The following is a 26,208-nucleotide window of genomic DNA, read 5'->3' on the forward strand; positions in this document are numbered from 1 at the left end:
GTTTGGGGAAAGTAGGGCCCCGGCCCCTCGACTATACGCAGGGTCCCCCGTGCTTCGACCTGCTTTCGGGGGCGTGTCGCTGGATCAGCTGCAGGATGGCGGGGCCGGCAGGCCTACTTTTCGGCGTTGCGGTTGTCAGTACGCCAGCGGATGCCCGCATCGATGAAGTCGTCAATCTCGCCGTCGAACACTGCGGACGTGTTGCCCACTTCGTGCTCGGTGCGCAGGTCCTTCACCATTTGATACGGGTTCAGAACGTAGGAGCGCATCTGGTCACCCCACGAAGCTTTAACATCGCCGGCCAGCGCCTTCTTCTCCGCATCCTCCTGCTCCTTCTTCAGCAGCAGGAGCCGGGACTGCAGCACGCGCATGGCGGCGGCGCGGTTCTGCAGCTGCGATTTCTCGTTTTGCATGGAAACCACCGTGCCGGTCGGGATGTGGGTGAGGCGGACGGCGGAGTCCGTGGTGTTGACCGACTGGCCGCCGGGGCCCGACGAACGGAACACGTCCACCCTGATTTCGTTGTCCGGGATGTCGATGGAGTCCGTCTGCTCGATCAGCGGAATGACTTCCACTGCGGCAAAGGACGTCTGGCGGCGGCCCTGGTTGTCGAACGGGCTGATCCTGACGAGACGGTGGGTTCCGGCTTCCACGCTGAGCGTGCCGTACGCGTAGGGAGCCTTCACCTCGAAGGTGGCCGACTTGAGCCCGGCCTCCTCCGCGTAGGACGTGTCCATGACGGTGGTGGGGTAGCCGTGCCGCTCGGCCCACCGGAGGTACATGCGCATCAACATCTCGGCGAAGTCTGCGGCGTCCACACCTCCCGCGCCGGCGCGGATGGAGACCACGGCTTCGCGTTCGTCGTACTCGCCGGACAGCAGGGTGACCACTTCCAGGTCCTTGAGGGCTTTCCTAATGGACTCAAGTTCTGTCGCGGCCTCCCCCATCGAGTCCGCGTCGTCCTCGTCCTGCCCAAGCTCAACGAGGACTTCAAGGTCGTCGATCCGGGATGCCAGGCTGGTGAGTCGCTCCAGTTCGGACTGGCGGTGGGAAAGCCGGGAGGTGATTTTCTGCGCGGCCGCGGGGTCGTCCCAAAGGTCCGGCTCCCCTGCCCGCTCGCTGAGTTCGGCGATGTCTTCCTTGAGTGTCTCCACGTCGCTGACGCGTTCAATGGACTCGTAGGTGGCGCGCAGCGCCCGGATTTCAGCGGAAAAATCAATATTGGCCATGGTTGTTTAAGCCTACGCTATGGAGCGGTACGGCCCGGCGCTGCCAGGATCATTGGCTCAGCGGGTGCATGACTCAGCGGGTCAGGCGTGAGCGGGCGGTGGACGTCGCTTCGATTCGGATGCCATCAGGGACAAGGAAGTTCACCACAGGTGGGTGCACGTCTGCCGTGAGGACCACGACGGCGGTGGAACCGTCAGGTGTACCCGTTGTAGCGGCGACGGCGAGGCCTGAGAAACGCTGCGAGGCTGGGCTCCTCGAGACGAAGTCGGCAGCTACATTGCGGACGCGCGCGGGATTAAGGACAGCCGAGGGGCTTCCACCCTGGGATGTGACTTCTCCCAGGGTGTAGCTGTCGGCCGCCGCAAGCGATGCCCCGTCTGCCAGGGACAGCAGGCGCTTGTGCTCCAGATAGACGGCAGATATGCCGACGACGACCGTCGCCACCAGAAGTGCCAGGGTGATGTAGCCGAGAATCATCACCATGACCTGGCCGCTCTGGTCCGATTCCCGGCGTTTCACCGGTACCGGCCTACCAATTGGGTGGAAGACGCCTCAACCTCCGTGGCTGATAATCCGTCGGCGAACGGAATGAACGGCAGCGGTACGCTCAGGCTTACGGTGACAGTCACCGTGGTTCCGGCGGCCTGGCAGTCAGCAGGGTTGCAGGTCGTGGCCATGCGGGCCCTGTCTGCCTGGTGCCCGAAGTCGGAAAGGGCGAGGGCCACGGCCTGCTCCGCAGCTGCCTGGGCTGTGGAGGAATCCGGCTGTGCCACATAAACCTTCGCCGCCTGGTCCGCGGCACCCACCACGGCGAAGGAACCGCCCTGGATTTGCCCGACGGTGATCACGAAGTACACCAGCGGGACCATCAGCAGAAGTGCAAGGAACGTGAACTCGACTACCGCACTTCCTTGCTCGTGTCCGCTCCCCTGCTCCTCATGCACAAAGCCCTGCTGCTGGCGCTCCCCGCGAGCAGGCCTGGGGCAGTGGGATGGGTCGCCCACGTGCGTGCCCCCGGCACGCTCCCTGCAGAGCACTTCTGCCACGCGGGCCGTGACCAGGAACAGATTGGAACCGGCCTGTGCGCTGGAGCGGGACTGGGCACTGGAACAGGACTGCGCACTGGCGCGGGGTGGTCCGTCGGGGTGGGGCAACGGGCTGGCGCTGAACGGATCAAGGCTGGACAGCCGCATGCCCTTTCACCTCCAGCAGGTCCCGGGGCCCAATCAGACCGATGACCGGCATTGGGGACCGGACAGTCACTTCCAGGGTGCGCATCCCCTGGACAGTTACTTCCTGCGTACTGACCTGGTCAGCAAAGCCTTCGTTCAGGGCCATGCTGATGAGGCTGCGGGTCCGCTCTTGCGCGTCGGCGGCATTGCGGTCAGCGAGTGTGCCGTACCGGGCACCAGAGGCAGCAGCATCAATAAGTGTGTTCCGGACATGCAGAACCAGGGTCAGCTGAATAATCGCAAGGAAGAACATCGTCAGCAACCCGCCAACCAGGACGAAGTCCACCACGGCTGAACCCCGCTCGCCCGGCCTGGGCAGCACTGGCTGCACGGGTCCGTGAGCGGACGGCAGCATGGTTCAGTTCCCCACCTTGTCCATTGCCTGGTTGAACATGGCCTCCAAGGCGGGGCCCGCGAGCGCCAGCAGGGCTGCAACCAGGACCGCGGACATCAGGGTTATCATCACCCATCCCGGAACGTCACCTCGTTCAGGGTTATCGTTACCGATGGTCGGAGGCACCTGAAGGTCTTCCCTGCCTTCGGTGTACTGTGCACCGATAGGACGCCCCCTCCCGGCTGTCGCGGGCACCTTGAGCTGCAGTAGAGCGGCAAGGCCAAGAAGCAGCAGTGCACAGCGGGTTCCCATGGTTTTCATCTTGAGTCCTATTCCTGGTTCCTAAGGTGGGCTTTAACTAATGGCAGCGGGTCCGGGCTTCGGGTCTTTCTCCCCATCAGAAGCCCAGGTTGATGGCGGCCAGGCCGGGGAAGACAGCAAACACCACGGTCAGGGGAAGCACCCCGAAAACCAGGGGCACCATCATTGCGATTTCCTTTTTCCCGGCAGCTTCCATCAGGTCCCGCTTGGCCGAATCGCGGACGTCCTGCGCCTGCGCGCGAAGCACGTCCGCAAGGGGTGTTCCTCTTTCCACCGCAACGATGATGCCGTCAACAAACCTGACCAGCGGCGCAAGGTCGGTGCGCGCAGAGAACTCCTGCATTGCCAGAATCAGCGGCTTGCCGGCCCTGGTCTCCGCGAGGATCTTCGAAAATTCCTTGGACAGCTCACCGTTGGCACTCCTGCAGACGCGATCCAATGCGCCTGTTGCGCTCTCCCCTGCGCCGACGGCCAGGGCCATCAGTTCGGCAAGGCTGGGAAACTCGGCCATCATCCGCGCTTCCCGCCGGCGGACCTGGGCGCCAAGCCAGTAGTCCCGCAACACAAAACCCGCTGCAGTACTGCCGATAATTACCGCCGCTGCCAAGAGCGGGCTGAACCTGCCCGCTGCGGCTCCAATGAGCATGAAAGTCGCTGAGAGGACAAAACCCGCAGCAGCCCACAGCAACTGTTCAGCGCGGAAGTCGATGGCAGACTTGTTGATTCCTGCCTGGGCCAGCCGCCGGCCCGTGGCACCAGGCGTGGGGTTCAGTCTTCCCAACGCGGACAGCCAGTCCCGGAAGACGGGACGGAAAATTCGTTCGAGGGGGCCGAAAGGTGTCAGGTTCTGCTCGCCGGCGTGCAGGAGCCTCGACTCCAGGTTTTGCGACTTAAGTTGGGGCTCTATGCGTTGGGAAAGCGTCAGGGCGCGCATGGGAGGTGACCGGAAGATCACGAGCCACAAACCAAGGCCAAGGCCGATACCGCAGATTACTGCTGCAGGCGGGATGACGATCATGGGAGCACCCTTTCGTCCTGTGGCAGGGCCCCGATCTTCAACATCACCGTGTAGCAAACAAGCGAGACCACCAAGCCGCCGAGCAGGACTGCGGCGCCCATAGGCGTGTTGTAGGCCTGGATCGCCTCCGGCCTGCTGGCAAGCAGGATCATCACGATCCAGGGTGCCGCGACGGCAAGCCGGGCGGCATTGATGGTCCACGACTGCCGCGCCTCGAGCTCGCTGCGGGTCCGGGCATTCTCCCGCAGGAATTCCGCCAAGGTGCCCAAGAGCTTCCCCAGGTCCGAACCGCCTACCTCCCGGGTCAGCCGGAGCGCTTCGACGATGCGGTCGGCCACCGGGTCAGCCAATCGCTGCTTCAACTTGTTTAGAGACCCATCAAACTGGCCTCCGGCGCGATAGTCAGCGCCGAACTCACGAAAAATGGGCCGCAATTCCTCAGGTCCCTTTTCTCCAAGCTGAATGAGGGCCTCGGGCAGGGGCAGGCCCGCACGGATCGCAGAGCGCAGATGATCCACGACGTCAGGCCAGAGTTGGCGCAGCAGGGCCGTCCTCTTTTTGGCCCGCCACCTGAGGATGGTGACGGGAAGCCATGTGCCGAAAAGTCCGAAGCAGCCGGCAATGGGCCACGAATGGCTAAGCCCGTAGAACACCAGTGCTACAAAAACCCCGAGGCCCAAGCAAGTACCGGCCAAACCGCGGGCTGAGACCCTGTCGACCCCGGCAACCGCGAGCAGGTCAGCCAGGTGGCCGGGCTTTCGCACGCGGTTCCCGGGGTCCGGCGTTTCCCAACAGGACCACCAAATGAGGAAGAGGCCCATCCCTAGCGCCGCCCCCATCAGCGCCGGGATCATCGCGGATCCAGCAGCGTGGCGAGGTCGTATCCTGCCCGCGAAAACTTCTCAGCTGCCGGCATGGCGTTGGCCCGTGGTTGCAGGATTCCATTCTCCAGGGCGAAAACCAGTGACGACTCGATGATGCCGTTTTCCACGCGGCGCCCCAACGATAGGATTTGGGTCACTTGCCGACGCCCATCGGGATGCCTGCTGCAGTGCACTACAAGGTCGATGCAGGATGCAACGGTGGGGACCACGAACGCACTAGCACATAATGTCAAAGCACTACCGAAGGGAAATGTCTTCCCGACAGGATAGGATCACGGCATCCGCTGGGGATGCGGTATCAACACAAGGGGGAAGGTCTCACCATGACTGCCACAATCACCATGCCCAACACCGTCGGGGAACTCATCGGACAGGCTTTAGCAAAGGGCATGCATCCGTCAGATTACCTGGCAGAGCTTGGGCCAATCCCTAGGCCGCCGGCCGGTTTCAGCCTGGACGAATCAAGCACTGAAGAATTGCCCGTCTGGACCGGGCCTACATTCGAGGGCAACGGATGGAAGGTAACAACCGACTGGACCATAAACGACGGCGTGACGTTCTACGTTGACGGCGACAGCGGCAACGCCATCCAAGGAGCAGAAGCCGGGAAGATCGCCGCTGCGCTTGCTGAAGTATCCAAGCTGGCCGCAGCATGAGCCAGGGGCCGGAAGACCTCTTCAGCCCGGAAGAGGAAGCGCAGATCCAGCGGGACGCCATCAGGAATAAGATCAACGACGACTTGGACATATTCGAGCAGACGCTCGACGCGATCAGGGAAAACCCTGAGAACGTCGGTCCAGGAGTGCACGAGGCCATGCAGGAAGCGGTAACGCTCTACAAAGGGTGGATGAAACAGCAGGGCATTGGTATGCCACAGCCGGACGTAGATATTTAGCACGCGTGTGCTGTTTCACAGATAGAGCCCCGCCGGGCGTCATCCTGGCGGGGCTCTTACTGTTCCTTCTGGCCGGCGCCCCTTGTGTGAGGGATGGTGAGTCCTTTTCAGGCTCCACCGGGGCCTTGCCCGTCCTGCGCTGGTTCCCAGATTTTCGCGGTCAGTTCAGCCGCTACTCAAACCATCGTTCGGCCCCTATCGGATGATGAGGTACCCGTGACGTTGACGCTCTGAGACCAGATTAACAGCACGGGGACCTAAACGCTATTGAAAACCATTAGCAATAGTGATATTTCGCGCACGCGCACGCGACCCCCCTCTCAGGGAGGCGGGGGGAGAGGACAGCTACCGCGGCGAAGCTGTCCGCGTCTTCGACGTTCCAACATTCAGACGCCCCTCCCCTAGTCACGCAAAAGCGCCCGGCCAGTAGTTGACCGGGCGCTTCCTGTTGCTGTTTACAGTCCGGTGATCTTCAGCAGGGCTGTAGGCCGGGTGACGCCGAGTGCGAGGCGTTCCTCGCAGCGGACACGGGTGATGTTCTTCACGAAGTCATCCGTGCTAACTCCCATGTCGGTGGTGATGCCCTGGCGGATGAATGCCTGGGTGCCTTCCGCAAGGTTGCCGATAAGGCCGGTGCCTACTGGCATGGTGGTGGTGACGGCGACAGGCAGTCCCCACAGGGTGTTGGCTTCTGCTGCGGTGGGGTCAGCGCCGAGCAGGTAGCGGCCGGCGGTGTCCTTGCTGCGGCGGATGCTGGACCAGGTGGTGGGGTGGAAGACCAGCAGGTCCGGGTCCACGTAGGACGGGCCGGTGCGGAGGTCGGCAATAGCCTGCTCCACTGCGTCCAGTGCGGTGTCCGTTGCCTTGGCGCGGGTCAGCATCCCGGAAGTGTTGAGCAGGCCAAGCAGGTTTTCCCCGGTGCCGTCGCCGTTGAGGATCTGCGCGTTTTCGGCGTCGATCACAGAGCGGGACAGTTCGCTGGTCAGGTAAGCCAGGAAGGTACTGAAGTCAGCCAGGACTTCATCCGGTACGCCGGACTGCACTGCGATCTTCCGGGCGGTCAGGGTGGTCGGGGTCCAGTCGATCAGCAGTTCGGGCTTCAGTCCGCCACGTGCCACGGTTGCCGCAGCGCCCGTGGTGCTGGTGTGGGTGAGGAAGTCCACGGAACCGGCGGTGATGGTCTTCTGCGGGATGTAGCTGAGGATCCGGGCGGGCTCGTGGGCCTTGCCGATGAGCTGGCCATTCATCTGGGTCTGGGTCAGTGCGGCCGTTGCGGTCTTGTAGGACAGTGCGGCGTCTCCGGTCTTTGCCTGTACGCGGTAGGTCTGCTTTTTCAGGGCTGCCTCGTACATGCCCTTTACCTCGTCCTGGGTGAGGTTCAGGGCGTTGCCGGTTGCCTGGGTGCCGGGGGCCTTGGGGCTGCCGGCGCCTTTGAGCTGGGCCATAAGGGCGTCACCTTCGGCGATGCGGTCGGCCTGCTTGGCGGCTTCGATGTCGTCCTTGATGGTGTCCATGCGGGCGATCTGGGCGGTGGTCAGGGTGCCGGCTTTGCCAGCTTCTACGAGGCTTTTTGCTTCGGTCATGAGTTCGGCGTAAGTAGCCATTGTGTGCTCCAAAGAGGGTGGCCCTGTTCAGATAAGGGCGGTGAATGTTTGGCTGCGTGGCCCTGTCAGATAAGGGCTTCACGTCTTACGGCGCTGCGGGGTCCTGGGCCTTGCCCTCGGAAGGTTCTTCCGCCTTGCCCGTGAGGGTCCTAAGCGGTTCCCGTTCCTGGGTTCCTAAGCCTTGCCGCCGGCTGCTGCCGGTACTGCTCTCTCCCTGGCGGACACTTTGCTGGCGGTTCCTCAGAGTGGCTTGGCTGGGTTCCTCAGGCTTTCGCCCTTGCCCTCGCCTTGCCTGGTCCTTGACCGCGGACAAACATGCTGGCCGGTTACTGCTATCCCTTGGGTTGGGGCGCCATCTGGAGGAATGGCGCCCCTCCCTGAAAGGGGATGAGCTATGACACTCAAGTTCAGTTTAACAGGTGAAATGCTGTTTCTGTGGACGTTTTGCCAAGATTCTTACTTTCTCAGAGACGCCCGTTTGGCGTGAACAAGGAATTTCAGATATTCGCGCCGCTGGCCGTTCTTTTTCCGCTTCTGGTATCCGATGTCGTGCTTCTGCTTAGCCATGGTTGCCTTCCTGTCGGGCGTATTCGAGGATCATGCTCTGGAGTTGCCCGGCGGCGTCCGGGGCGGCGCTGGCGTAGGTTGCTGCCTGCTCAGTGAGTGCCAGGATCAGGGCGCCTGTTGCGCCGGGATCTGTGTCTTCTGCTGTCTCGGTCAGGACGGCGTCTAGGGCCAGTGAGTCGCCCTGGAGGAAGCCGAGTGTGGCGCGGAGGGCGCGGGCGCGGTCTTTGGCTTGGACGTTGGCTATTTTCACGGTGTCTCCTTGGATTCGATGCGGTCTGCCATGTCGTGCAGTTTGTCGGCCAACGTTCTGGCTTGGGCGGGGGTTAGGTGTGCTTTGAGGTCTGCGCCGCGGAAGAGTCCGACGCCTCGTGTGCCGGTGCCGTTCTGGTCTTTCCATTCCCAGAATCGGGGCTTCAGGAAGGGCGGGGTGGTCACGGGGCGGGCTCCTGGGTGGTCGGCGTGATCGGTTCATCCCAAGCGATGCCGCGGGGAATGGGGTTTGGCTGTCCTGGTGCGGCTGGTGTCGGCGCTTCAAAGGTCAGCGGGGCGTCAGGTGCAGGTGTCTCATTTGATACAGGTGCTGGGGTGACAGGTTCGGGGGTCTGGGCGGTCATGGTGGCTCCTACTTCAGGAAAATCGCCGTCGCGGCGATGCTGGCTTGGTTGGCTGTGGCGGCTGCCCATGTTGCGGTGCCGGCGCGGGTGGCAACACTTACGGTGATGGTTTGCCCGCTGGTTAGTCCCGTGAGCGTCGGGTTGAACGGCGCGGAGAGCCCCACGCCCAAGCCTGGGGCGGCTGATGAGTAGAGTTCGCCGCCGTTTACCCCGGCCACGACGGCAGACACATACAAGTAGTCCCCCGCTGTCCCTGAGTTGGTGCCCATGGCCGTGGCGTTCGCAATGACAATAGCCCTGGTGAAGCCCCCGGCCGGGACCGTGAGCGTCACGGATGCCCGGACAGTTGATGTGGTGTCGATGGCGTAGTTTGTAACGCCGTTGCTTGCCGTGGCTGTCTGCACCGGGTTAGCAAGTGCTGTATCGCTGACGCTGCCGGCGGGAAGATCAACGCTTCCGGTGACGGTCAGGGCGCCGTTGACGTTCTGCGGCCCGTTGATTGTTGACGTTCCGGTGACGCCTAGGGTCCCGTCCAGGGTCATGCCGCCGTTTTGCAGGCGGACTCCGGAAAGTCCGAACGGGTTAGCTGCGGCGAGTTCCCTGAGGGAGCGCTTGAGGTCGGCTATTTCCCTGACGATGTAGTCTTCGCCGCGGGGGCTGGGGAATCCTGGCTGTCCCATGTCTACTTCTCCTGATTCGTGGGGATGCTGGCGGGCTGGTATGCGGCCTTTAGGACGGCTAGCTGGGCTTCAGCGAGTAAGGCGCGGTTCATCCAACGGTGCTCGTCCTCACGGGCTGTCAGGGCCGGGACATCCGGGAGCGGTTCCTCCGGTGTGCCGTCTGCGGCTGTGAGTTCGTGGCGGGTGGTCATGATGCCTCCTGGAGGTTTGAGCAGGTGAAGCAGACGTTTGGTTTCGGGACGGGATGCAGCTTGCAGGCGTCGGTTTCGGCGGTTGCGGCGGTTCCGTCGGTTTGATTTGAGAGAGTGTTCCCGTCGGTTGTGGCGGTTTCGTCAGTCCCGTCGGTTTCTTTTGGAGGGGTCATGCCCATCCGACGCCACACGTTTTCGAGGTTGACCCGGAAGTAACCGCGCTTGGAATCGCCCTGCCTGGTGGAGTGGAGTTTGAACGCAGTTACGAGCATCCGGCCGAGTCGCTGGGCGTTGAGTTCCTTGCCGTAGCTGCTCAACTGTCCCCACATCGCAGGGTTGTGTTGGATCAGCCTGTGGATAAGGACCGCTGACGGAGTGAAGGCGTCGGCGGGGTCCCATACGTCCCGGATGTCCTTTAGAAGGATCACCGCGGGCGGCAGGTGGGTGATTCCGTCTTCCTTGTCCATTTCTGCCTCCGCTATGTCCCTCTTGATGAGTTCATCCGCGATAGCGGCCCATTGCTCGCCTGCGGCTGTTGCTACGCGCTTGATGGGGTTCCAGCGCTCTTTGATTCGTCCGATGCAGCCGGCGGGGAGTTCGGGGCGGGCTGTGCGTACGAAGTCCCGTACCTCTTCCGCGCCTTCGGTCAGGCGTCGGCCGAGTTCTTGGGCCTCTTCCTCTATCTCTTCCCAGTCGGAGGATTCGACGCGGCCTTCGAGGTCTGGCATTAGAAGCACTCGGATGCAGCGTGAGCGGGTGTCGTCTGGGAGGTTTGGGGCGTTGCCTGCCATTGCTACCGGGCTGAAGGTGGACATCTCGCTTACGTCCCATTCCCCGCCTTTACTGGGGACTAGGACGGGGCGTGTAGCTCCCCGCTTATATCCGGAGTTCAGGACGGCGATAAGGTCTTCTACGCCCGGTTTCTTGGGATCCAGTGACCTGTCCACTTCATCAATGAGGATGGTTCGCATTGATTTGTTGAGCATCCGTGTAAGGAGTGCCGGTGATGAGAGGGACGCGGCCTGTACAGGTTCCAGGCAGAGTCTGGAGAGGTGTTCGAGGACGGTTGTCTTGCCTGAGCCCGGCATGGATGAATCCAGGACAAGGCGCGGTGTCGTGTACGTCTCGAAAGCAAGGTGAGTGTGCGCGGCCCAGAGGGTGAGCAGGTCTAAATCCAAGTCGTCCATGACGCACACAAACCGGGACAGCCATGCTCTTACGTCGGTTAATACCCTCTCAAATGAACCGACGGGGCCGACGGAACCGGCTGAACCGACGGTCTGGGGGTCTGGAAACAAACCGACGGGAGCGACGTAACCGACAGAACCGACGTTGAAGCCTGCCGCGGCGAGGTCTTCATCTGTGAGGGGTGCAAACTTATCGTTCATAGCGGCGGTCTCCTGCCCTGGGGACGTAGGCGCTTCCGGAGCAAGAGCGGGAAGCGTGTACGCCTATCCACTCGCTGGCCCTGCGGGCGATGGTGCGAACGTCGGGAGCGTCGGCAATGAATTCGCTGAGGTCTTCGTCTGTCACAGTGACTCACCGCCGGAAACGGGCATGAGCTGGCACAGAATGACGTGCGCGGGGTGTCCTGCCATAGCGGCCCTGTCGGCGGCTGTCTGGGCGCTGGGGAGGTTGAAATAGACGCGGCGCCTATACTTGCCGGCCGGAGTTTCCACGACGACGACATGCACGCCTGTTACAAGTGCCGTAGCGGTGATGTTGTCGGCCTGCTTCATGCAGCACCACCGCGCAGCAGCCCGGCGATACGGTCAGCCTGCTCTTGGGTGAGCGGTGGGGCTTCTGACACGACGCGGCGGACGTACTCCGCTAGGTTGGCGGCTTTGAGGTCGCGGCGTAGTTCCTCATGTGAGGATTCGGGGTGGTGGCGGGTGGCGGCTGCAAGCCGGGCCCTTGCCGTTCGGATCTGAGTAGACAAAGAGAAAGCCCCTCCGAGGGATGCAAACTACTGCACCGCACCGGAAGGGCTCGGTCTAACTCCAAGACTTTCTGGGTTCCTTGGTCCCCCGCTTCAGTGTTCCGAAGCTATTACTAAAGACTTTAGCAGGTGCTTATCCTCCTAGGACGTATTTAGTCCGCCCGCGTGTCGGATTGTTTTCGAGTTCCACAGCCAGGGCCTTTACCTTGTCCCAGCTTCCCCGGAGGTCATGGCATATCCCCTTAGCGCGGCAGGCGCGGCACTGCATCCGCAAAGGAAGATCCAGCGGACGCTCTGACATCCAGCCATCACCGGACAGCACCCAACGGCCCGGCGGCTGGAGCAGCACCTTGCCGAGTTCGTCCCCGTTAGGGCAGGTCAGCACCACGAGCCCATAAAGCTGGTCTACTTTTCCGCCTTTTGTCCTAGACATGGTTACGCTGCCTTCCATTCGATGCGGATACGTTCGGGCATGAATTGACGGGGTGCTGACTTGCGTACTGGGTCCACGTAGACAGTCATAAGGGCGTCGATCACGGCGCGGCGGTCCTCAATGCCGGCGCCGTCCCACCATTCCCGCACTTCCTCCAGGGATCCACCGCGGCCGGCCAGGATGTTGCCGCTGCGCATGCTGGCAAGCTGGTTTTCCACGTCCTCCAGGTCAGCGTTTACGCGGGCGGTGATGATGCCCATCTGCTTGGCGCTAATTGCCCCGTCAGCAAAGCTGTTGGCGGCCTCATCAAGCCGTGCACGCAACGAAACGGCACGCTCCCGTAGGCTCTTGCCGCCGTCCCCGTCCGGCTGTTCCGCCAGTCGTTCCACCTTCTCCGGCTTGCTGAGGAATTGGACCACGATGTCGGCAATCATGGCTTCCACTGGTTCGGCCGTCTGGAAGGCGTGCCCCTCCCCTGTCGTCTTGCACTTGTAGTAGTAGACCTGTCCACCCTTGCCCCGGCGGCTCGATGTTTTCATTGGCTCCCCACACTTGCCGCAAAGCATGAGCCCGGCCAGCAGGTGCTTCACCTTGTTGCCGTTTTGCGTCAGCCGTGAGGGGTTTTTGAGGGTGCTGACGACCGCACGCCATTCGTCCTCGGAGATGATGGCCGGGAACGTGGACGGCCCCATGATGTCGCCGCGATAAGCGGACAGTCCGGCGTGAGTGGGGCGCATAAGCATGTTTCGTACTGCGGTGCTTGTCCACAGTTGCCCGCGGCGGGTCTTGATGCCTCGGGCGTTGAGGTCCTTCACAATGTAGCCAATGCTGCGGCCCGCAAGGAATCCGGTTACAGCCTTGCGGATCTCTGCGGCGTCGGCTTCCTCGATAACGGGTGTGCCGTCCACGATGCGCCATCCAAACGGGACCGGGCCACCGGAGAAAGCGCCGTCCTGGGCAAGCTGGAGCTTCTTCCTAACGATGCGCTCGCTCTTATGCTCGGATTCGTAACGCGCCCATGCGCCCAAGGTGCGTGCTACCGCACGGCCGGAAGGGGTGGAAAGGTCTATCTCCCCCGCCTTGACGGTGTGGGTTACGACGCCGTTTGTCTCGGATGCGTCGATATAGGATTCCAGTTCCCGCGGGGAACGGTGGAGCCGGTCAGTGTGCCACGTAAGGACGCCCGTGACGCGGCCGGCGCGCATTTGTTCCAGCAGCCTCTCGTACTCGGGGCGGCGCTTGCCCGAATAGGCTGAGATGTCGTTGTCTGTGTAGACGCGGGTGACGGTCCAGCCAAGTGACGCGGCGAGTTCGCGGCAGTCCTGTTCCTGGCGTTGCACGCCGAGTCCGGCGCCTTCCCTGTCCTTGGATATGCGGCAATAGATCGCCGCTGCCGTGTTGCTCTTGTTCCCCATGCTCCCAGTCTACTTTCTTGTAGTGACTTGACATAGAAAACACTGGAGATGTTGTCCCCCGCCAGCAGCGGCAACGTGCAGATCTTGGTCACAGCATCGTGCGCCGAGTTCGCATGGACGGTGCACATTCCGGGCAGGCCACTGTTAAGGGCAATCAGCATGTCCAGGCTCTCGGCTTCCCGCACCTCCCCTACCACCAGCCGGTCCGGACGCATCCGCAACGCTTCCTTGACCAGGCGACGGAGTGGAATTTCGCCCTCACCTTCGAGGTTCGGCTGCCGGCACTGCAGACCCACCACGTCCCGGAGCGGAAACTGAAGTTCAAAGATCTCCTCGACCGTGATGACACGCTCCCGGCTACCTATGCTCGCCGCCAGACAGTTCAGCATGGTTGTCTTGCCTGCCTGGGTGGCCCCCGACACAAGGATGTTGAGGCCACTGGACACCGCTGCGCCGAGAAATCGTGCCGACTGCGGTGTCAGCGTTCCCAACTCGACCAGGTGTTCCAGTCGGCTGGCCTTCACGACGAATTTGCGGATGTTCACGGCCCAGTGCCGGCGGGTTACATCCGGAATGACTACGTGGAGCCTGGATCCGTCCGGCAGTGCCGCGTCCACAAAAGGGGACGACATGTCCAGCCTCCTGCCGGAGCTTTTGAGCATGCGTTCTACGAGGTCACGCACGTGTTGCTCGGAGAGGCTCAGCGAGGTCAGCTCTGACTCCCCGTTGCGTGCCACATATATTTCGTTTGGCGCGTTGAGCCAGATCTCTTCTATTGAAGGATCGTCGAGGAGTGGCTGGAGCACTCCAAAGCCGGCTACGGCATCGAACAGGAACCTACGGGCAGCATCCAACGGGCCAAGGGGTGGAAGAGGCCCCATAAGCGCGCGCTCGTCATAGTCAGTGACGGCTGCTTCCACCAGCCTACGGACCTCTCCTGCCTGCCTCAGTGGGTCCAGCCCACGACGGCGGATGAGCTCGCGGACTTCGTCCTCGACAATTCCCAGCGCGTCCATATGTTCCCCCATACAACTGCCGCCCCCAGCGGAGGCAGTTCGACTGGGTACAGCTTAAGTAGAGGGTCCTGCCGCAACAAGTCATGCAGCACTCCTGTGGATAACTGACGACCCTCAAGATTCCCCTTAGTAGGGCTCAAGATTTCGCTTCGAAGACCACAGGATTCACATAAGTAACACCAGAATCACTGGTTGCGCCAGTAACACTGGTGCTATGGTGAGCGCGTTATTTATCGAAATAGCACTATCAGGTGCCTTCCTGGGGGAAATCACCTGAGCAGTATCCAAAGAGGCGCTTGGGGGAGCGCCGCATTGTCTCCGGAGCACATATGAAGCGGAACCTGTCTCAGTCCCGTCGCCCAATCATGATGTCCCTTGGGGCCGGCTTATTAGCTGCCTCCTTGCTGACCGGCCCTGGCCTGATCGGAGCAGCTTCCGCTTTGGAGCCCAGTCCCACACCAACGCCTGCCCCGTCCCAAACTGCCACTACGCTGCCACAGGCGACGCCGGCACCAACAACCACAGCGTCGCCGCAGCCTTCCATCGCAGCCAGTTCGCCGACGTCGGCTACTCCCCAGTCAATGGCCCAGGCCATCGGCCCCGGCGGGGCGGAAATGGGGCAGAGGTCCAAGAGAGTGACCTCTGCTTCCCCGTCGCCCACCGCCCAGAAGCTCAGCGCCGAATCGCTCGCAACAGAGGGCACATGGATGCCCTCCTTTGGGATACAGGGGCTTGACGTCAGTGGACACCAAACCAGCGTCGACTGGCAGCAGCAGTGGAACATGGGTGCCAGGTTCGCGTATGTGAAAGCCTCTGAAGGCAATTACTTCACGAATGATCTGTTTGGCTCGCAGTACCAAGGCGCACGAAGCGTGGGGATGCTCCGGGGTGCATACCACTTCGCGATCCCCAACTGGTCTTCCGGCGCCGATCAGGCGCGCTATTTCGTGAACAACGGTGGCGGATGGTCCGGCGACGGCTATACGATGCCGCCGGTTCTCGACTTCGAGTTCAACCCCTACGAGGGTCGGACGATCAACGGCTTCTACTTTGGCAACACCTGCTATGGCATGTCCCAGGCGCAACTGACATCCTGGGTCCAGGACTTCGGAAACACGATGAGGTCCCTCACCGGCAGACTGCCGATGATCTATACGAATACAAATTGGTGGAACCAGTGCCTGGGCAATCCCACCGGTTTTGGGGACTATCCCTTGTGGGTTGCGGCCTACCCGTACTCGGCAACCAACGATGCGGGCGCCATTCCGACAGGGAGTTGGGACACCTACAGCATCTGGCAGTACAGCAGCACCGGGCCGTTTGCCGGGGACTCCAACGTTTGGAACGGGGACTATGCGGGACTCAAGGCATTCGCTGGGACCGCTATTCCGCTTGCAGCAAGTCAGGGTATTAGTGACGTCAGAGCCCGCACGCCGGAGCTGGGGGCCCAGACATCGGCAATAGTTTGTGGTCTGCGCGACGGCGGTTGCTACCAGAACTATCAAAATGGCGCTGTGATCTGGTCGCCTGCCAGCGGAGCACAGCCGAGCCCTACGGGCCCTATCCGTGGCGTCTGGCAAGCATCCGGTTTCGAAAACGGATTACTGGGCTACCCAACGTCTGCTGTCGTATGCGGCCTGAAGAATGGCGGTTGCTTTCAGGACTTCCAGAACGGGGCGATCATCTGGACATCGGGCACTGGCGCTCAAATCAGCGTGAGAGGCCCCATCCGAACGGCATGGGCAAACTCGGGATTTGAAAACGGACCCATGGGTTATCCACTGGGAGGCCAGGTATGTGGCCTGTCCGCTCAAGGTTGCTACCAGAATTTCCAGTCGGGTGCGATCTTGTGGTCGCCCGGCACCGGAGCCAACCTCAGCCTGAACGGTCCCATTCGAACGGCTTGGCAGAAGACCGGATTCGAGGCGGGACCCCTGGGATATCCCGCCAGCGACACGATTTGCGGGCTGCGGGACGGCGGCTGTTTCCAGCGCTTTCAAACAGGGAGCATCGCCAGCTCCACCGCCACCGGAACGCACATCGTTTGGGGCGACATGGAGTCGGCTTGGCGCACTTCCGGGCGGGAAGCTGGACCGCTCGGGTATGCCACTCAGGATGAATCCTGCGGACTGAAAAACGGGGGGTGCCGGCAACTGTTCGAAAAGGGTGCCACCGTCTGGTCACCCTCCACTGGAGCCCAATTGAGCCCCAACGGACCTATCCGCACGTTGTGGCTTCAGCAAGGGGGTGAGAGCGGTCTGATGGGATATCCCACCGGACCTCAAACATGCGGGCTCGTGAACGGCGGCTGCTTCCAGGAATTCGAAGGCGGGGCCATTATTTGGTCAGCGACCTCCGGTGCGCAGCTGAGCAAGGCTGGTCCCATCAGAAATGAATGGGCTCGAACCGGCTTTGAGAACGGTGCCATGGGCTACCCCACCGCAACCGAAGTTTGCGGGCTACCCGACGGAGGCTGCTCGCAGGATTTCCAGAACGGCTCACTTACGTGGACTTCCGGCAGAGGCGTCTTGCAGGTCATGTCCCCAATTTTTGCCTCATGGAAAGCTCAGGGGCGCGAGTCCGGAGTACTTGGCTACCCCAGCGCAACCCAAGTCTGCGGACTTGTCGGAGGAGGCTGCTACCAGAACTTCCAGAATGGCGCCGTTCTCTGGTCGGCGGCCACGGGCGCCCAGCCGAGCCCTGCAGGGCCCATCCGCACACTCTGGGCTGCGACAGGATACGAAAACGGTTCTCTCGGATACCCCACCAGTAACCAGGTCTGCGGCCTGAAAGACGGTGGTTGCTACCAGAACTACCAAAACGGGGCTATTCTCTGGTCTCCCGCCACGGGCGCGCAGATAAGCCCCAACGGACCCATCAGATCCAAGTGGGGCTCCATGGGCTACGAGCTCAGCGAGTTGGGATACCCTACGGGCGGTGTGGTCTGCGGCATCAGGGACGGAGGCTGCTACCAGAATTTCCAAGGCGGAGCGATGCTGTGGTCGCAGGCAACGGGGGCTCAACCCAGCAGTGGAGCGATTCGTGCAAAATACGCCAGCCTTGGCTACGAGAACAGCTTCCTCGGCTATCCCATCGCAGCAACTTCCTGCACCTTGGCCAACGGAGGCTGCTTCCAGAACTACCAGGGCGGGTCCATCACCTGGAGCCCCACAACTGGGGCCAGCGCAAGCACAGTGCGTCGGTAACCGCTGTGGCTCCTGCTGCGGGCAGCAGGAGCCACAGCGGTTGAGCTCTTGGATTCAGAACAGAAAAGGGTTGAAGCAGCCGCTTCAACCCTTTTCTGTTTGTAGAAATCTACTTTTCGGCGAGGAGCTCGAGCAGGTATGAGCCGTAACCGCTCTTGACGAGGGGTTCGGCCCTTTCGCGGAGTTCATCGTCGGTCAGGAACCCCAGCCGCCACGAGATCTCTTCGGGCGCTCCAATCTTCAAGCCTTGCCGGTTCTCCACCGTCCGAATGAAATTGGAGGCATCGTTTAGGTCGTTGAAGGTCCCGGTGTCGAGCCAAGCAGTTCCCCGGGGCAGGATCTCGACCTGCAGCTTACCGGCGTCCAGATAGACGCGGTTCACGTCGGTGATCTCGAGTTCACCGCGGGCGGACGGCTTGAGGTTCTTGGCGATGTCAACAACATCGTTGTCATAGAAATAGAGCCCTGGAACTGCGTAGTGGCTCTTGGGTGCCGCGGGCTTCTCTTCCAGGGACAAAGCCTTGCCATCGTCATCGAATTCCACCACCCCGTAAGCAGACGGATCCTTGACCCAGTATCCGAAGACTGCTCCCCCGTCGATGGTCTTGAACCTGCGCAGCTGAGTGCCCATGCCCTGGCCATAGAAGATGTTGTCACCCAGGACCAGAGCAACGCTGTCATCACCGATATGGTCCGCACCGAGCACAAATGCCTGGGCCAGTCCGTCAGGAGAAGGCTGCTGCTTGTAGGTGATGGAGACGCCGAACCGGGACCCATCCCCCAATAAGCGTTCAAACTGCTCCGCGTCGTGGGGAGTGGTAATGATGAGGATGTCCCGGATCCCAGCCAGGATCAGCGTGGACAGCGGGTAGTAGATCATCGGCTTGTCGTAGACCGGTACCAATTGCTTGCTGACACCCAGCGTGATGGGATGAAGCCTGGAGCCGGTTCCGCCGGCCAGTATTATTCCGCGCATGTCCCCATCTTTCCCTTCGCTAGGAGCAGCAGCAAATCCGGTAGTCTAGGGAATTATGCAGCGACTTCTCGTAACCGGCGGAGCCGGCTTTATTGGCTCGAACTTTGTCCACTACGTTTTGGAAAACACCGACGACCACGTAACGGTTCTGGACAAGCTGACCTACGCAGGTAACCTCGAGTCGTTGAAGGGCCTTCCGGAGGAACGTTTCACCTTCGTCCGGGGCGATATAGCGGACGCAGCCCTTGTAGATGGTCTTGTTGCCGATTCCGACGTCGTTGTTCACTACGCTGCCGAGTCGCACAACGACAACTCGTTGCACGACCCACGCCCTTTCCTGGACACCAACATCATCGGCACCTATACGCTCATTGAGGCAGCGCGCAAGCACAACAAACGCTTCCACCACATCTCCACGGACGAAGTTTACGGAGACCTGGAGCTGGATGACCCGGAGCGTTTCACCGAACAAACGCCTTACAACCCCTCAAGCCCGTACTCGTCAACCAAGGCCGGTTCCGATCTGCTGGTGCGGGCATGGGTACGCTCCTTCGGCCTGCAGGCCACCATCAGCAACTGTTCCAATAACTATGGTCCGTACCAGCACGTGGAGAAGTTCATCCCCCGGCAGATCACCAATGTCATCGACGGCATTCGCCCCAAGCTCTACGGTAAGGGCGAGAACGTCAGGGACTGGATCCACGCCAACGACCATTCCTCCGCTGTGCTTGCAATCATCGCCGGGGGAAAGATTGGCGAGACCTATCTGATCGGCGCGGACGGCGAGAAGAACAACAAAGACGTCGTAGAGCTGATCCTCAAGCACATGGGACAGGCCCCGGATGCCTACGACCATGTGGTCGACCGGCCAGGTCACGACCTCCGCTACGCCATCGATTCCACCAAGTTGCGCGACGAACTCGGGTGGAAACCTCAGTTCTCCAACTTCGACGAGGGCATCGAAGACACAATCGCCTGGTACCGGGATAACGAAGACTGGTGGCGCCCGCAGAAGGCTGCCACCGAAGCAAAATACAAGGAACAGGGCCAGTAATCCATGTCGCTGGAGTTCTCGAAGAAGCTTGCTGCCCACCAAACCCCCATTCCCGGCGTCGTTCTCTACGACCTCCCGGTCCACGGCGACAACCGGGGATGGTTCAAGGAGAACTGGCAGCGGGAAAAGATGCTTGCTCTCGGGCTGCCTGACTTCCGGCCCGTGCAGAACAACATCTCCTACAACGAAAAGGCCGGAACCACCCGTGGGATCCATGCCGAGCCGTGGGACAAATTCATTTCGGTGGCCACCGGCCGCATCTTCGGGGCGTGGGTTGATCTTCGGGAGGGCCCCTCGTTCGGTGCGGTCTTCACGGCTGAACTCGACCCGAGCCAGGCAATCTTCATCCCCCGCGGAGTCGGCAATGCGTTCCAGACGCTGGAGGACAATACCGCCTACACGTACTTGGTGAACGACCACTGGTCCGCGGACGCTCAAGGTCAATACACCTTCCTTAACCTCGCCGATGAGACGGCTGCGATCCAGTGGCCGATTCCGCTCACCCAGGCGGAACTCTCTGACAAGGACAAAGCGCACCCGCGGATGGCCGACGTGGTCCCGATGGCAGCCAAGAAGATCCTTGTGGTAGGTGCCGGGGGGCAGCTGGGCAAGGCACTTCGTGCCCAGTACGACGGCGATACCTCGGTTGAGTTTGCAGACCGCGCTGAGTTCGATCTCACCAACGCGAACAGTTTCAAAAGCAGGAACTGGAAGAACTACTCGACGATTATCAACGCCGCCGCCTACACTGCTGTCGACGCAGCGGAAAGCGCAGATGGGCGGGCCTCCGCCTGGTCCATCAACGTCGCGGCCGTAGCGCAACTGGCGCGCACCGCCGTCGAGAATGATCTCACTTTGGTCCATATTTCCTCGGACTATGTCTTTGACGGTAGCCGCGATATCCACGACGAGGACGAGCTCTGCTCTCCCTTGGGCGTTTATGGGCAGACCAAGGCCGCCGGAGACGCGGTAGTCAGCGTGGTTCCCCGCCACTACATTGTGCGGACCAGTTGGGTTATTGGAGAAGGAAATAACTTCGTCCGCACCATGGCCAGCCTGGCGCGAAAAGGGGTCAAGCCTTCCGTCGTGAATGACCAGACAGGCCGCCTGAGCTTCACCCAGGACATTGCGGCTTTCATTCGACATTTGCTGGAGTCGGATGCAACCTATGGTTTGTATAACTTCAGCAATGACGGGCCCGTCAGGAGCTGGGCGGATATTGCGCGGGATGTGTTCGAGCAGTGCGGGGCATCCGGCAGTGACGTCACTGGCATCACCACTGCCGAATATTTCAAGGACAAGGCAGCGGCCCCGCGGCCACTTTCCAGCACGCTCGACTTGGCAAAGACGCGCTCTACGGGTTTCGACATACCTGATGCCGACGAGCGGCTGGCAGCCTATCTGAAGTTGGAAAACGATAAGGCATGAGACCTGTAGATCAGACGCAGCACACCCTTGTGATCATGCCGGCCTGGAACGAATCGGAGGCCATCGGCAACACGATTCGTGAGGTCTTCGAGTTTGGCCCGGATTGCGATGTCCTGGTAGTTGACGACGGTTCACGGGACGACACGGCACAGGTAGCCCGTGATGCAGGCGCGCTGGTTGTGCAGCTACCGTTCAACATGGGCGTTGGCGGTGCCATGAGAACCGGGTTCAAATTCGCAAAGATGCACGGCTACACCCAGGTCATCCAAGTGGATTCGGATGGCCAGCACGATCCCCGGGATATAAAAGCCGTCCTCGATGGGCTCCAGGAAGCAGACATCGTCATCGGTGCCCGCTTCGCCGATAAGGGCAATTACACAGTCCGCGGGCCCCGTAAGTGGGCCATGAACGTCCTGGCGTGGACGATATCGAGGGTCGCAGGAACCCGGCTCACGGATGTCACGTCAGGGTTCCGCGCTGCGAACACAAAGGCCATCCGGCAATACGTTGACCACTACCCTGCGGAGTACCTCGGGGATACCATTGATTCCCTGGTTGTTGCGATCCGGTCCGGGTGCACCGTGCGCCAGGTTGGAGTGTCAATGCGGGAGCGGCAGGGCGGGACGCCGAGCCACGACCCATTGAAGGCAGCCATCTACCTCGGCCGGTCAGCTTTTGCCCTCCTCTTCGCTTTGACGCGCAAGAAAAACGTACCGTCATCCAACTAGGAGTTCACATGGCCACGCTTGTTGGCTTCATCTTTGTGCTGGTCATTCTGCTCATTATCTTCGAGATGCTCCGCCGGCGTCATCTGAGGGAAAAGTACGCAGTCCTCTGGATCATCATCGGTGTTGGAATGCTGGTCCTTGTTGCGTTCCCACAGCTACTTTTCTGGGCCAGCGGCGTGCTCGGCGTTCAAGTGCCTTCAAACCTCCTTTTCGCGATGGCATTGCTTTTGCTCGTCCTGGTCTGCCTTCATCTGTCTTTCGAGCAGTCCCAGGCTGAGGACGAGATCCGTGTCCTGGCCGAAGAAGTAGGAATTCTGCGGCTCAAAGTACAGGAACTGGAAAAAGGCCAAACACGCGATCAATCTGTACCGGGCAACGAGGTGCCAAGCGCGGGAAGGCCGCCCGAAACCACTGCTTAAACTATTCAGGTGGCTGCCGGTCAATGCCTGCAGCCACCTGAATTATTTAAGTCTCCTAAGAGATAACGTGTTTCAACAGCCGGGGCAGGGAATCGGTCTTCCCAATCGCCAGGGAACGCGCGACCAGGGTAGCGGCGTTCAGACGCGACGTCGTATGGAAAGCAGCCGCGCGAGCTGTCCTCTGCCAGCCGAGTTCGCGGAATCGGCGCGCCTGGCCCTCGAAGAAGGCCCGCTCCTCATCGAAGCGCCTCCCATCCAGAGCCTTAACTGATGAGTCTGAGGCTGAATGACGGCGATAAAGGAATGCCAAGGTTGGATCAACCACCATAGATCCGTTTTCAGCAGCAATATCCAGCAATAGTGCGAGGTCCTGGACGACGTGCAGCCCCTCGGTGAAACCGATGCGGCGAATCACGTCCGTGCGCCAAGCAAGGGACGGGAAGTAAGCCCAGTCTGCCCGCATAAGGCTGGTTGCCATTCTTTCGCCCTGCAGGAGGACCGGTTCCTTGACGCTCGGGGCATAGACCTTCTTGACGATGTCGACCAGAGGCGACGCGACTCGGCCCTTCTCGTCGATCACCTGGACCCCTGGCTGCACCACGCTGGCTTGTGGGTAGGCTTCGAAAGCCTTTGATACTACTGCCAGATAGTTCGGCAGCATGATGTCATCAGCGCCCATGACGACGACGATGGGGGCTTCAGCCAGGTCCAGGGCCTTGCGGTAGTTTCCGTTGGCACCCAGGTTCTTTTCGTTCTTTTGGTAGCTCACCCGAGGGTCGGAGATGGATTCGAACCAGCGCTGAGGTTCCGGGCTTGGAAACCCATCATCCACCACGATGAGCCGCCAGTCTTCGAACTGCTGGCTCATGACGCTCTGGGCAGCGAGTTTCATCAGGTCGACGTCCCCATAGTAGGGAAGCAATACATCAATGGCCATGTGCCAGGTAGATCCTTTTCTTGTCTTCCAGCGGATGCCCGCCAGCGGTTAGTCCGAACGTGAGCCAGATGGTCGTTTGAGGAGTGCTAGTCCGTGCCTTCAGCGGTCACAGTTCCTGCACGAGCAGGAACTTTTCCGGGCTCATGCCTGAAAATCCATACCTTATAGAGCCAAAAGTTCCAAGATGTGGTCAGTACAGTCGCGAACGCCTTGCCTATTCCGTAGGAAATTCCCCAGGCGTCGAAGCCGTTCACGATGACATCTATTGCCACGATGTTGAAAACCACCAGGGCCAGATACTTGAGCAGGCTCACATGGCTCCGGTTTCTGGCACGGAACGTAAAGGAGCGCTGGAGGGCGAAGTTGAACACCAAGCTGGCGACAAAAGCGATGGGCGTGGCAATCCAGAGGTCCACTCCGAAGACTTCATGCATGAGGGCCAGTAGAGCAAGATCTACTGCGAAGGAAGCGCCTCCAACGAGCAGGAACTTGATCAGGTGACTGCGCTCAACGATCCCTGAGATCCGGGAAGCGAGTTTCTGTGCTCGATGCTTCACTGATCGCGCACTGTCTGTTGTCTGCAAGCCACTCCCAGTTCCGTATACCCCCGCAGGTTGCAGTCGGGCTCAAGCCATCATACCGGGTGGCTGTCCATGGGGTGCTACCGGCAAAGAGGTCGAGGCGGCATTCGCGCCGACGGCTTCGACCGGTTCCATGACGTTATACTTGCGTTGCCGTTGCATACGTGGCGCCCTCGCCGGGGGCGCGGGGGTTAATTCGGCGCTTCAGAAATTTGGGGAGCAACAACACATCATTCTGCGGCATCGAGCCATAGCCGGTGATTTCACCTTTGGACCCCTTGGTCTGGGCGCCAGCCGCGATCTATGGGCGGCAGGGATCCCATGCAAGTCGGTCGAAATTGTCTGTGCAGCGTCGCGCCCGGGTTATGGCACAGGTAACAGCAGTCGTTAGGCAAGAAGGAAGAGCAGAATGTCACCCCAGATGTCGTCCAGACTTCAAAGCATCAGCTTGCATGCCTGGCGTTGGGTGTCAGCTTCCGACCGAATGGCGCGAATGGCCGTCATCGCTGTATATGCATTCCTGGTGATCACCGGCGCTACGACCTCTTCAATTGGAGTGGCAGAACTCCGACAAGATCCCTCCCACCCCGAGGGATACCAAATAGGGTCAAGTTCCGTCATCCGCTCGGACGAGTTCAACGCGTTTTCTCCTATAGCGATTTCGATCATGGCTACGGGTGCAGCGCCAACGACAAGCTACCTTGCGGCCCCCGCCGATGTTGTTCACAGGTACCCATCTGGCGGCTTCTTTGAAACGTTCGTCTACTTTGATTCCACAATGCTTCGGGCGGCGGCGATACTTCCAGACGAGATGGTCTTCGCAGCCCATTGGTGGCTTCCTGCCGTCGCGCTCTTCCTCTTTCTCCCTAAATGGTTCGAACAGGTTGGATCGTCCCGCAATATGGGCTGGTTGGCAGCGTTCCTGATAGCGCTCTCCCCCGCCGCATCCTGGTGGACGATGATGCCTATTCAGCTCATTGCCTACACGGTTGCGGGCTCGAGTTTGCTTCTCTCCGCCTACTGCGGCTTCAAATCTAAACGGTCAGCTCTACCGCTTTTGCAGTCGGTTGTCGGCGGAATCCTCCTTGCCGGCATCCCTAGTTTCTACATTCCTTGGTCACTCGTTCTCGGTTTGCCCGTTCTTGCCGCAAGTGCTCTCTGGATCCTGTCCCGGAAGGACGGGTGGCTGCCAAAATTAAAAGCCGTTGGCTTCACCGCTGGTGTCGCACTGATCTTCGGCGTCGGCACGCTGCTGGAAAATGAAAAGGGCATCAATGGGCTGCTGAACACCGTCTATCCGGGTTCGAGACGGTCGACCGGTGAAGCCCAGCCATTCGGATTTCTTTTCGGCGCGCCAGCTCTCGGCGAACTCAAGGATGCAGTGCCTCTTGGCAGTAACCAGAGCGAGATGTCAACGGCCTTCACAGTGACGTTCGTCTGGGCTGTCGTGATATGGCTCGGCATCTCTGCCATGGGCAGGTGGCGCGACAATGTCGTGGCCCTGGTGCTTGCCTTCTCGGGTGGTTTATGGCTCTTATGGTGCTCTTTCAACTTCGGGCCCATGGGCGCGAAGATTCCCCTGCTGAACTACGTGCAGCCTGCCAGGGCAGCACAGGTTTGCGGAATCTTGGGGGCGCTGTTAGTCGGTGTGCTACTGTCCCGACTGCCGGACAATCGTCGCTGGCGCCTCTCGATAGCTTCGGCTCTGGCAACAGGATTGGTGACAGCGTATGCAGGATCCGAGCTTCAACTTTCTTACCTTCCTACCATGTCGAGGAAAGAAGTTCTGCTTGCCGCTGCTGGCGTCGCCGTCGTGGTCTTCATTGTGACCAGCTTTCCCAAGTCCGCCTTTTCTGTGGGTATTGCAGCAGCCCTGATGGCGATCCCTGTTTTTGGATCGAATCCCCTGATATTTGGGCTGGGTGACCTGCGTGCATCGACAACGGCTAAATATTTCTACTCTGAAGGCAAAGTAAGCCGCGCGGCAGGTTCGCTTTGGGCTTCTGACCGGCCCTCGGTCGACACGTTGCTGCTCGCTAACGGCGTACCGTCACTTACGGGAGTTCAACGTTCCGGCCCGGACGCTAGCAAGTGGACCGTCTTGGACCCCGAACAGCGCTTTGCCAACGACTGGAACAGAGGTGGCGGCTTTATCCAGTTCTTCTGGACGCCAGGGGCACCGCCGACGTTTTCAAATAACGGTACGGACAGAACAATCGTCCACATCGATCCATGCGACCTCAAGGAGTCGTTTCCCTCCCTCACCCACATCACTGCGTCGCAAGAACTTTCCGGGTCCTGCTTGAGCCTGGAAAAGGAGCTGACATGGTCGGGACAAGAAACCCTTATCTACAAAGTTTCGTAGACAAGGCGAATGATCCACTTCTCACAGTTTCACCCTAGGGTTGAGATGACAGAGCCTACTCAGTCGCAGAGAGGATCAGCCTGTCCCACCGTTGTCCAGCCTTCACAGATAGGCCGAGAAACCTGCCTCGCTGAAGATGCC

The 26,208-nt window shown here is 60.6% G+C and carries 27 protein-coding genes and 2 pseudogenes; 8 read left to right on the forward strand and 21 right to left on the reverse strand.

What is annotated here, in order from left to right; genetic code table 11:
- Nucleotides 1-113 precede the first annotated feature (113 nt).
- From prfB to LDO14_RS13005, 8 genes and pseudogenes are all read right to left on the reverse strand, one after another.
- On the reverse strand, nt 114-1,229 hold the full coding sequence (prfB, locus tag LDO14_RS12970) for a peptide chain release factor 2 (protein ID WP_018768471.1): 1,116 nt from the start codon (nt 1,227-1,229) through the stop codon (nt 114-116).
- Between the two features lie 73 nt (nt 1,230-1,302).
- On the reverse strand, nt 1,303-1,749 hold the full coding sequence (locus LDO14_RS12975) for a pilus assembly protein TadG-related protein (protein WP_018768472.1): 447 nt from the start codon (nt 1,747-1,749) through the stop codon (nt 1,303-1,305).
- Nucleotides 1,746-2,423, reverse strand: a complete 678-nt coding sequence (locus LDO14_RS21655; protein ID WP_346656234.1) for a hypothetical protein — start codon at nt 2,421-2,423, stop codon at nt 1,746-1,748. Before LDO14_RS21655 ends, LDO14_RS12975 begins: the two co-directional genes overlap by 4 nt.
- On the reverse strand, nt 2,404-2,817 hold the full coding sequence (locus LDO14_RS12985) for a TadE family protein (protein ID WP_018768474.1): 414 nt from the start codon (nt 2,815-2,817) through the stop codon (nt 2,404-2,406). The genes LDO14_RS21655 and LDO14_RS12985 overlap by 20 nt, the downstream gene beginning before the upstream one ends.
- A gap of 3 nt (nt 2,818-2,820) precedes the next feature.
- A complete protein-coding gene (locus LDO14_RS12990; RefSeq protein ID WP_018768475.1) occupies nt 2,821-3,117 on the reverse strand; it encodes a hypothetical protein in 297 nt (98 codons plus the stop codon).
- A gap of 76 nt (nt 3,118-3,193) precedes the next feature.
- Nucleotides 3,194-4,135: a type II secretion system F family protein gene (locus tag LDO14_RS12995; RefSeq protein ID WP_134163815.1), complete on the reverse strand. Its 942-nt coding sequence runs from the start codon at nt 4,133-4,135 to the stop codon at nt 3,194-3,196.
- Nucleotides 4,132-4,989 (reverse strand): type II secretion system F family protein, encoded by an 858-nt coding sequence (locus LDO14_RS13000; RefSeq protein ID WP_223992045.1) that lies wholly within the window; start codon nt 4,987-4,989, stop codon nt 4,132-4,134. Before LDO14_RS13000 ends, LDO14_RS12995 begins: the two co-directional genes overlap by 4 nt.
- A pseudogene (locus LDO14_RS13005) lies at nt 4,986-5,240 on the reverse strand (CpaF family protein); the annotation flags it as partial. The gene LDO14_RS13000 and the pseudogene LDO14_RS13005, both read right to left, overlap by 4 nt.
- A 102-nt stretch (nt 5,241-5,342) precedes the next feature.
- Here LDO14_RS13005 and LDO14_RS13010 point away from each other — a divergent pair.
- On the forward strand, nt 5,343-5,675 hold the full coding sequence (locus LDO14_RS13010) for a hypothetical protein (RefSeq protein ID WP_223992047.1): 333 nt from the start codon (nt 5,343-5,345) through the stop codon (nt 5,673-5,675).
- Nucleotides 5,672-5,914, forward strand: a complete 243-nt coding sequence (locus tag LDO14_RS13015; RefSeq protein WP_223992049.1) for a hypothetical protein — start codon at nt 5,672-5,674, stop codon at nt 5,912-5,914. Before LDO14_RS13010 ends, LDO14_RS13015 begins: the two co-directional genes overlap by 4 nt.
- A gap of 455 nt (nt 5,915-6,369) precedes the next feature.
- On the opposite strand, the gene LDO14_RS13020 is transcribed toward LDO14_RS13015, so the two are convergent.
- The 10 genes and pseudogenes from LDO14_RS13020 to LDO14_RS13065 all read right to left on the reverse strand — a co-directional run bounded on the left by LDO14_RS13020 (nt 6,370) and on the right by LDO14_RS13065 (nt 15,076).
- On the reverse strand, nt 6,370-7,518 hold the full coding sequence (locus LDO14_RS13020; RefSeq protein WP_223992051.1) for a phage major capsid protein: 1,149 nt from the start codon (nt 7,516-7,518) through the stop codon (nt 6,370-6,372).
- Nucleotides 7,519-8,077: 559 nt separating this feature from the next.
- Nucleotides 8,078-8,335, reverse strand: a complete 258-nt coding sequence (locus tag LDO14_RS13025; RefSeq protein WP_223992053.1) for a hypothetical protein — start codon at nt 8,333-8,335, stop codon at nt 8,078-8,080.
- Nucleotides 8,332-8,520 (reverse strand): hypothetical protein, encoded by a 189-nt coding sequence (locus LDO14_RS13030; protein ID WP_223992055.1) that lies wholly within the window; start codon nt 8,518-8,520, stop codon nt 8,332-8,334. The genes LDO14_RS13025 and LDO14_RS13030 overlap by 4 nt, the downstream gene beginning before the upstream one ends.
- A 187-nt stretch (nt 8,521-8,707) precedes the next feature.
- Nucleotides 8,708-9,379, reverse strand: a complete 672-nt coding sequence (locus LDO14_RS13035; protein ID WP_223992057.1) for a hypothetical protein — start codon at nt 9,377-9,379, stop codon at nt 8,708-8,710.
- 2 nt (nt 9,380-9,381) lie between these two features.
- Nucleotides 9,382-9,570, reverse strand: coding sequence for a hypothetical protein (locus tag LDO14_RS13040; RefSeq protein ID WP_223992058.1), 189 nt, complete (start codon nt 9,568-9,570; stop codon nt 9,382-9,384).
- Nucleotides 9,567-10,958 carry a DUF3631 domain-containing protein gene (locus LDO14_RS13045; RefSeq protein ID WP_223992062.1) on the reverse strand — a complete coding sequence of 464 codons (1,392 nt, stop codon included), beginning with the start codon at nt 10,956-10,958 and terminating at the stop codon, nt 9,567-9,569. The genes LDO14_RS13040 and LDO14_RS13045 overlap by 4 nt, the downstream gene beginning before the upstream one ends.
- Nucleotides 10,959-11,099: 141 nt before the next feature.
- Nucleotides 11,100-11,309 carry a hypothetical protein gene (locus LDO14_RS13050; protein WP_223992064.1) on the reverse strand — a complete coding sequence of 70 codons (210 nt, stop codon included), beginning with the start codon at nt 11,307-11,309 and terminating at the stop codon, nt 11,100-11,102.
- Between the two features lie 635 nt (nt 11,310-11,944).
- Nucleotides 11,945-13,357, reverse strand: coding sequence for a recombinase family protein (locus tag LDO14_RS13055; protein WP_223992066.1), 1,413 nt, complete (start codon nt 13,355-13,357; stop codon nt 11,945-11,947).
- A 41-nt stretch (nt 13,358-13,398) separates the two neighbouring features.
- A pseudogene (locus LDO14_RS13060) lies at nt 13,399-14,373 on the reverse strand (ATPase, T2SS/T4P/T4SS family); the annotation flags it as partial.
- Between the two features lie 346 nt (nt 14,374-14,719).
- Nucleotides 14,720-15,076, reverse strand: a complete 357-nt coding sequence (locus tag LDO14_RS13065; protein ID WP_018768479.1) for a hypothetical protein — start codon at nt 15,074-15,076, stop codon at nt 14,720-14,722.
- Nucleotides 15,077-15,080: 4 nt separating this feature from the next.
- Here LDO14_RS13065 and LDO14_RS13070 point away from each other — a divergent pair, with 4 nt between their 5' ends.
- Nucleotides 15,081-17,579, forward strand: coding sequence for a GH25 family lysozyme (locus LDO14_RS13070; protein ID WP_223992068.1), 2,499 nt, complete (start codon nt 15,081-15,083; stop codon nt 17,577-17,579).
- Nucleotides 17,580-17,688: 109 nt separating this feature from the next.
- Here the strand turns inward: LDO14_RS13070 and rfbA are convergent, their stop codons facing one another.
- Nucleotides 17,689-18,555: a glucose-1-phosphate thymidylyltransferase RfbA gene (gene rfbA / locus LDO14_RS13075; protein ID WP_018768481.1), complete on the reverse strand. Its 867-nt coding sequence runs from the start codon at nt 18,553-18,555 to the stop codon at nt 17,689-17,691.
- Nucleotides 18,556-18,610: 55 nt separating this feature from the next.
- On the opposite strand from rfbA, the gene rfbB reads away from it, so the two are divergent.
- From rfbB to LDO14_RS13095, 4 genes are read left to right on the forward strand one after another with little or no spacing between them, the layout of a single operon-like run.
- Nucleotides 18,611-19,609, forward strand: a complete 999-nt coding sequence (gene rfbB, locus LDO14_RS13080; RefSeq protein WP_134163811.1) for a dTDP-glucose 4,6-dehydratase — start codon at nt 18,611-18,613, stop codon at nt 19,607-19,609.
- Between the two features lie 3 nt (nt 19,610-19,612).
- Nucleotides 19,613-21,037 carry a bifunctional dTDP-4-dehydrorhamnose 3,5-epimerase family protein/NAD(P)-dependent oxidoreductase gene (locus tag LDO14_RS13085; protein WP_223992072.1) on the forward strand — a complete coding sequence of 475 codons (1,425 nt, stop codon included), beginning with the start codon at nt 19,613-19,615 and terminating at the stop codon, nt 21,035-21,037.
- Nucleotides 21,034-21,765, forward strand: a complete 732-nt coding sequence (locus tag LDO14_RS13090; protein ID WP_144599918.1) for a glycosyltransferase family 2 protein — start codon at nt 21,034-21,036, stop codon at nt 21,763-21,765. The genes LDO14_RS13085 and LDO14_RS13090 overlap by 4 nt, the downstream gene beginning before the upstream one ends.
- A gap of 8 nt (nt 21,766-21,773) precedes the next feature.
- On the forward strand, nt 21,774-22,184 hold the full coding sequence (locus LDO14_RS13095; protein ID WP_142072158.1) for a DUF2304 domain-containing protein: 411 nt from the start codon (nt 21,774-21,776) through the stop codon (nt 22,182-22,184).
- 55 nt (nt 22,185-22,239) lie between these two features.
- On the opposite strand, the gene LDO14_RS13100 is transcribed toward LDO14_RS13095, so the two are convergent.
- Together LDO14_RS13100 and LDO14_RS13105 are read right to left on the reverse strand one after the other, a co-directional pair.
- On the reverse strand, nt 22,240-23,121 hold the full coding sequence (locus tag LDO14_RS13100) for a glycosyltransferase (protein WP_018768486.1): 882 nt from the start codon (nt 23,119-23,121) through the stop codon (nt 22,240-22,242).
- 86 nt (nt 23,122-23,207) lie between these two features.
- Nucleotides 23,208-23,678, reverse strand: coding sequence for a GtrA family protein (locus LDO14_RS13105; protein ID WP_223992078.1), 471 nt, complete (start codon nt 23,676-23,678; stop codon nt 23,208-23,210).
- A 517-nt stretch (nt 23,679-24,195) separates the two neighbouring features.
- Between LDO14_RS13105 and LDO14_RS13110 the strand changes: the two genes are divergently transcribed.
- Nucleotides 24,196-26,067 (forward strand): hypothetical protein, encoded by a 1,872-nt coding sequence (locus LDO14_RS13110; protein ID WP_223992079.1) that lies wholly within the window; start codon nt 24,196-24,198, stop codon nt 26,065-26,067.
- The last annotated feature ends 141 nt before the right edge of the window (nt 26,068-26,208 follow it).

Source organism: Arthrobacter sp. NicSoilB11 (assembly GCF_019977375.1).
Lineage (GTDB): Bacteria > Actinomycetota > Actinomycetes > Actinomycetales > Micrococcaceae > Arthrobacter.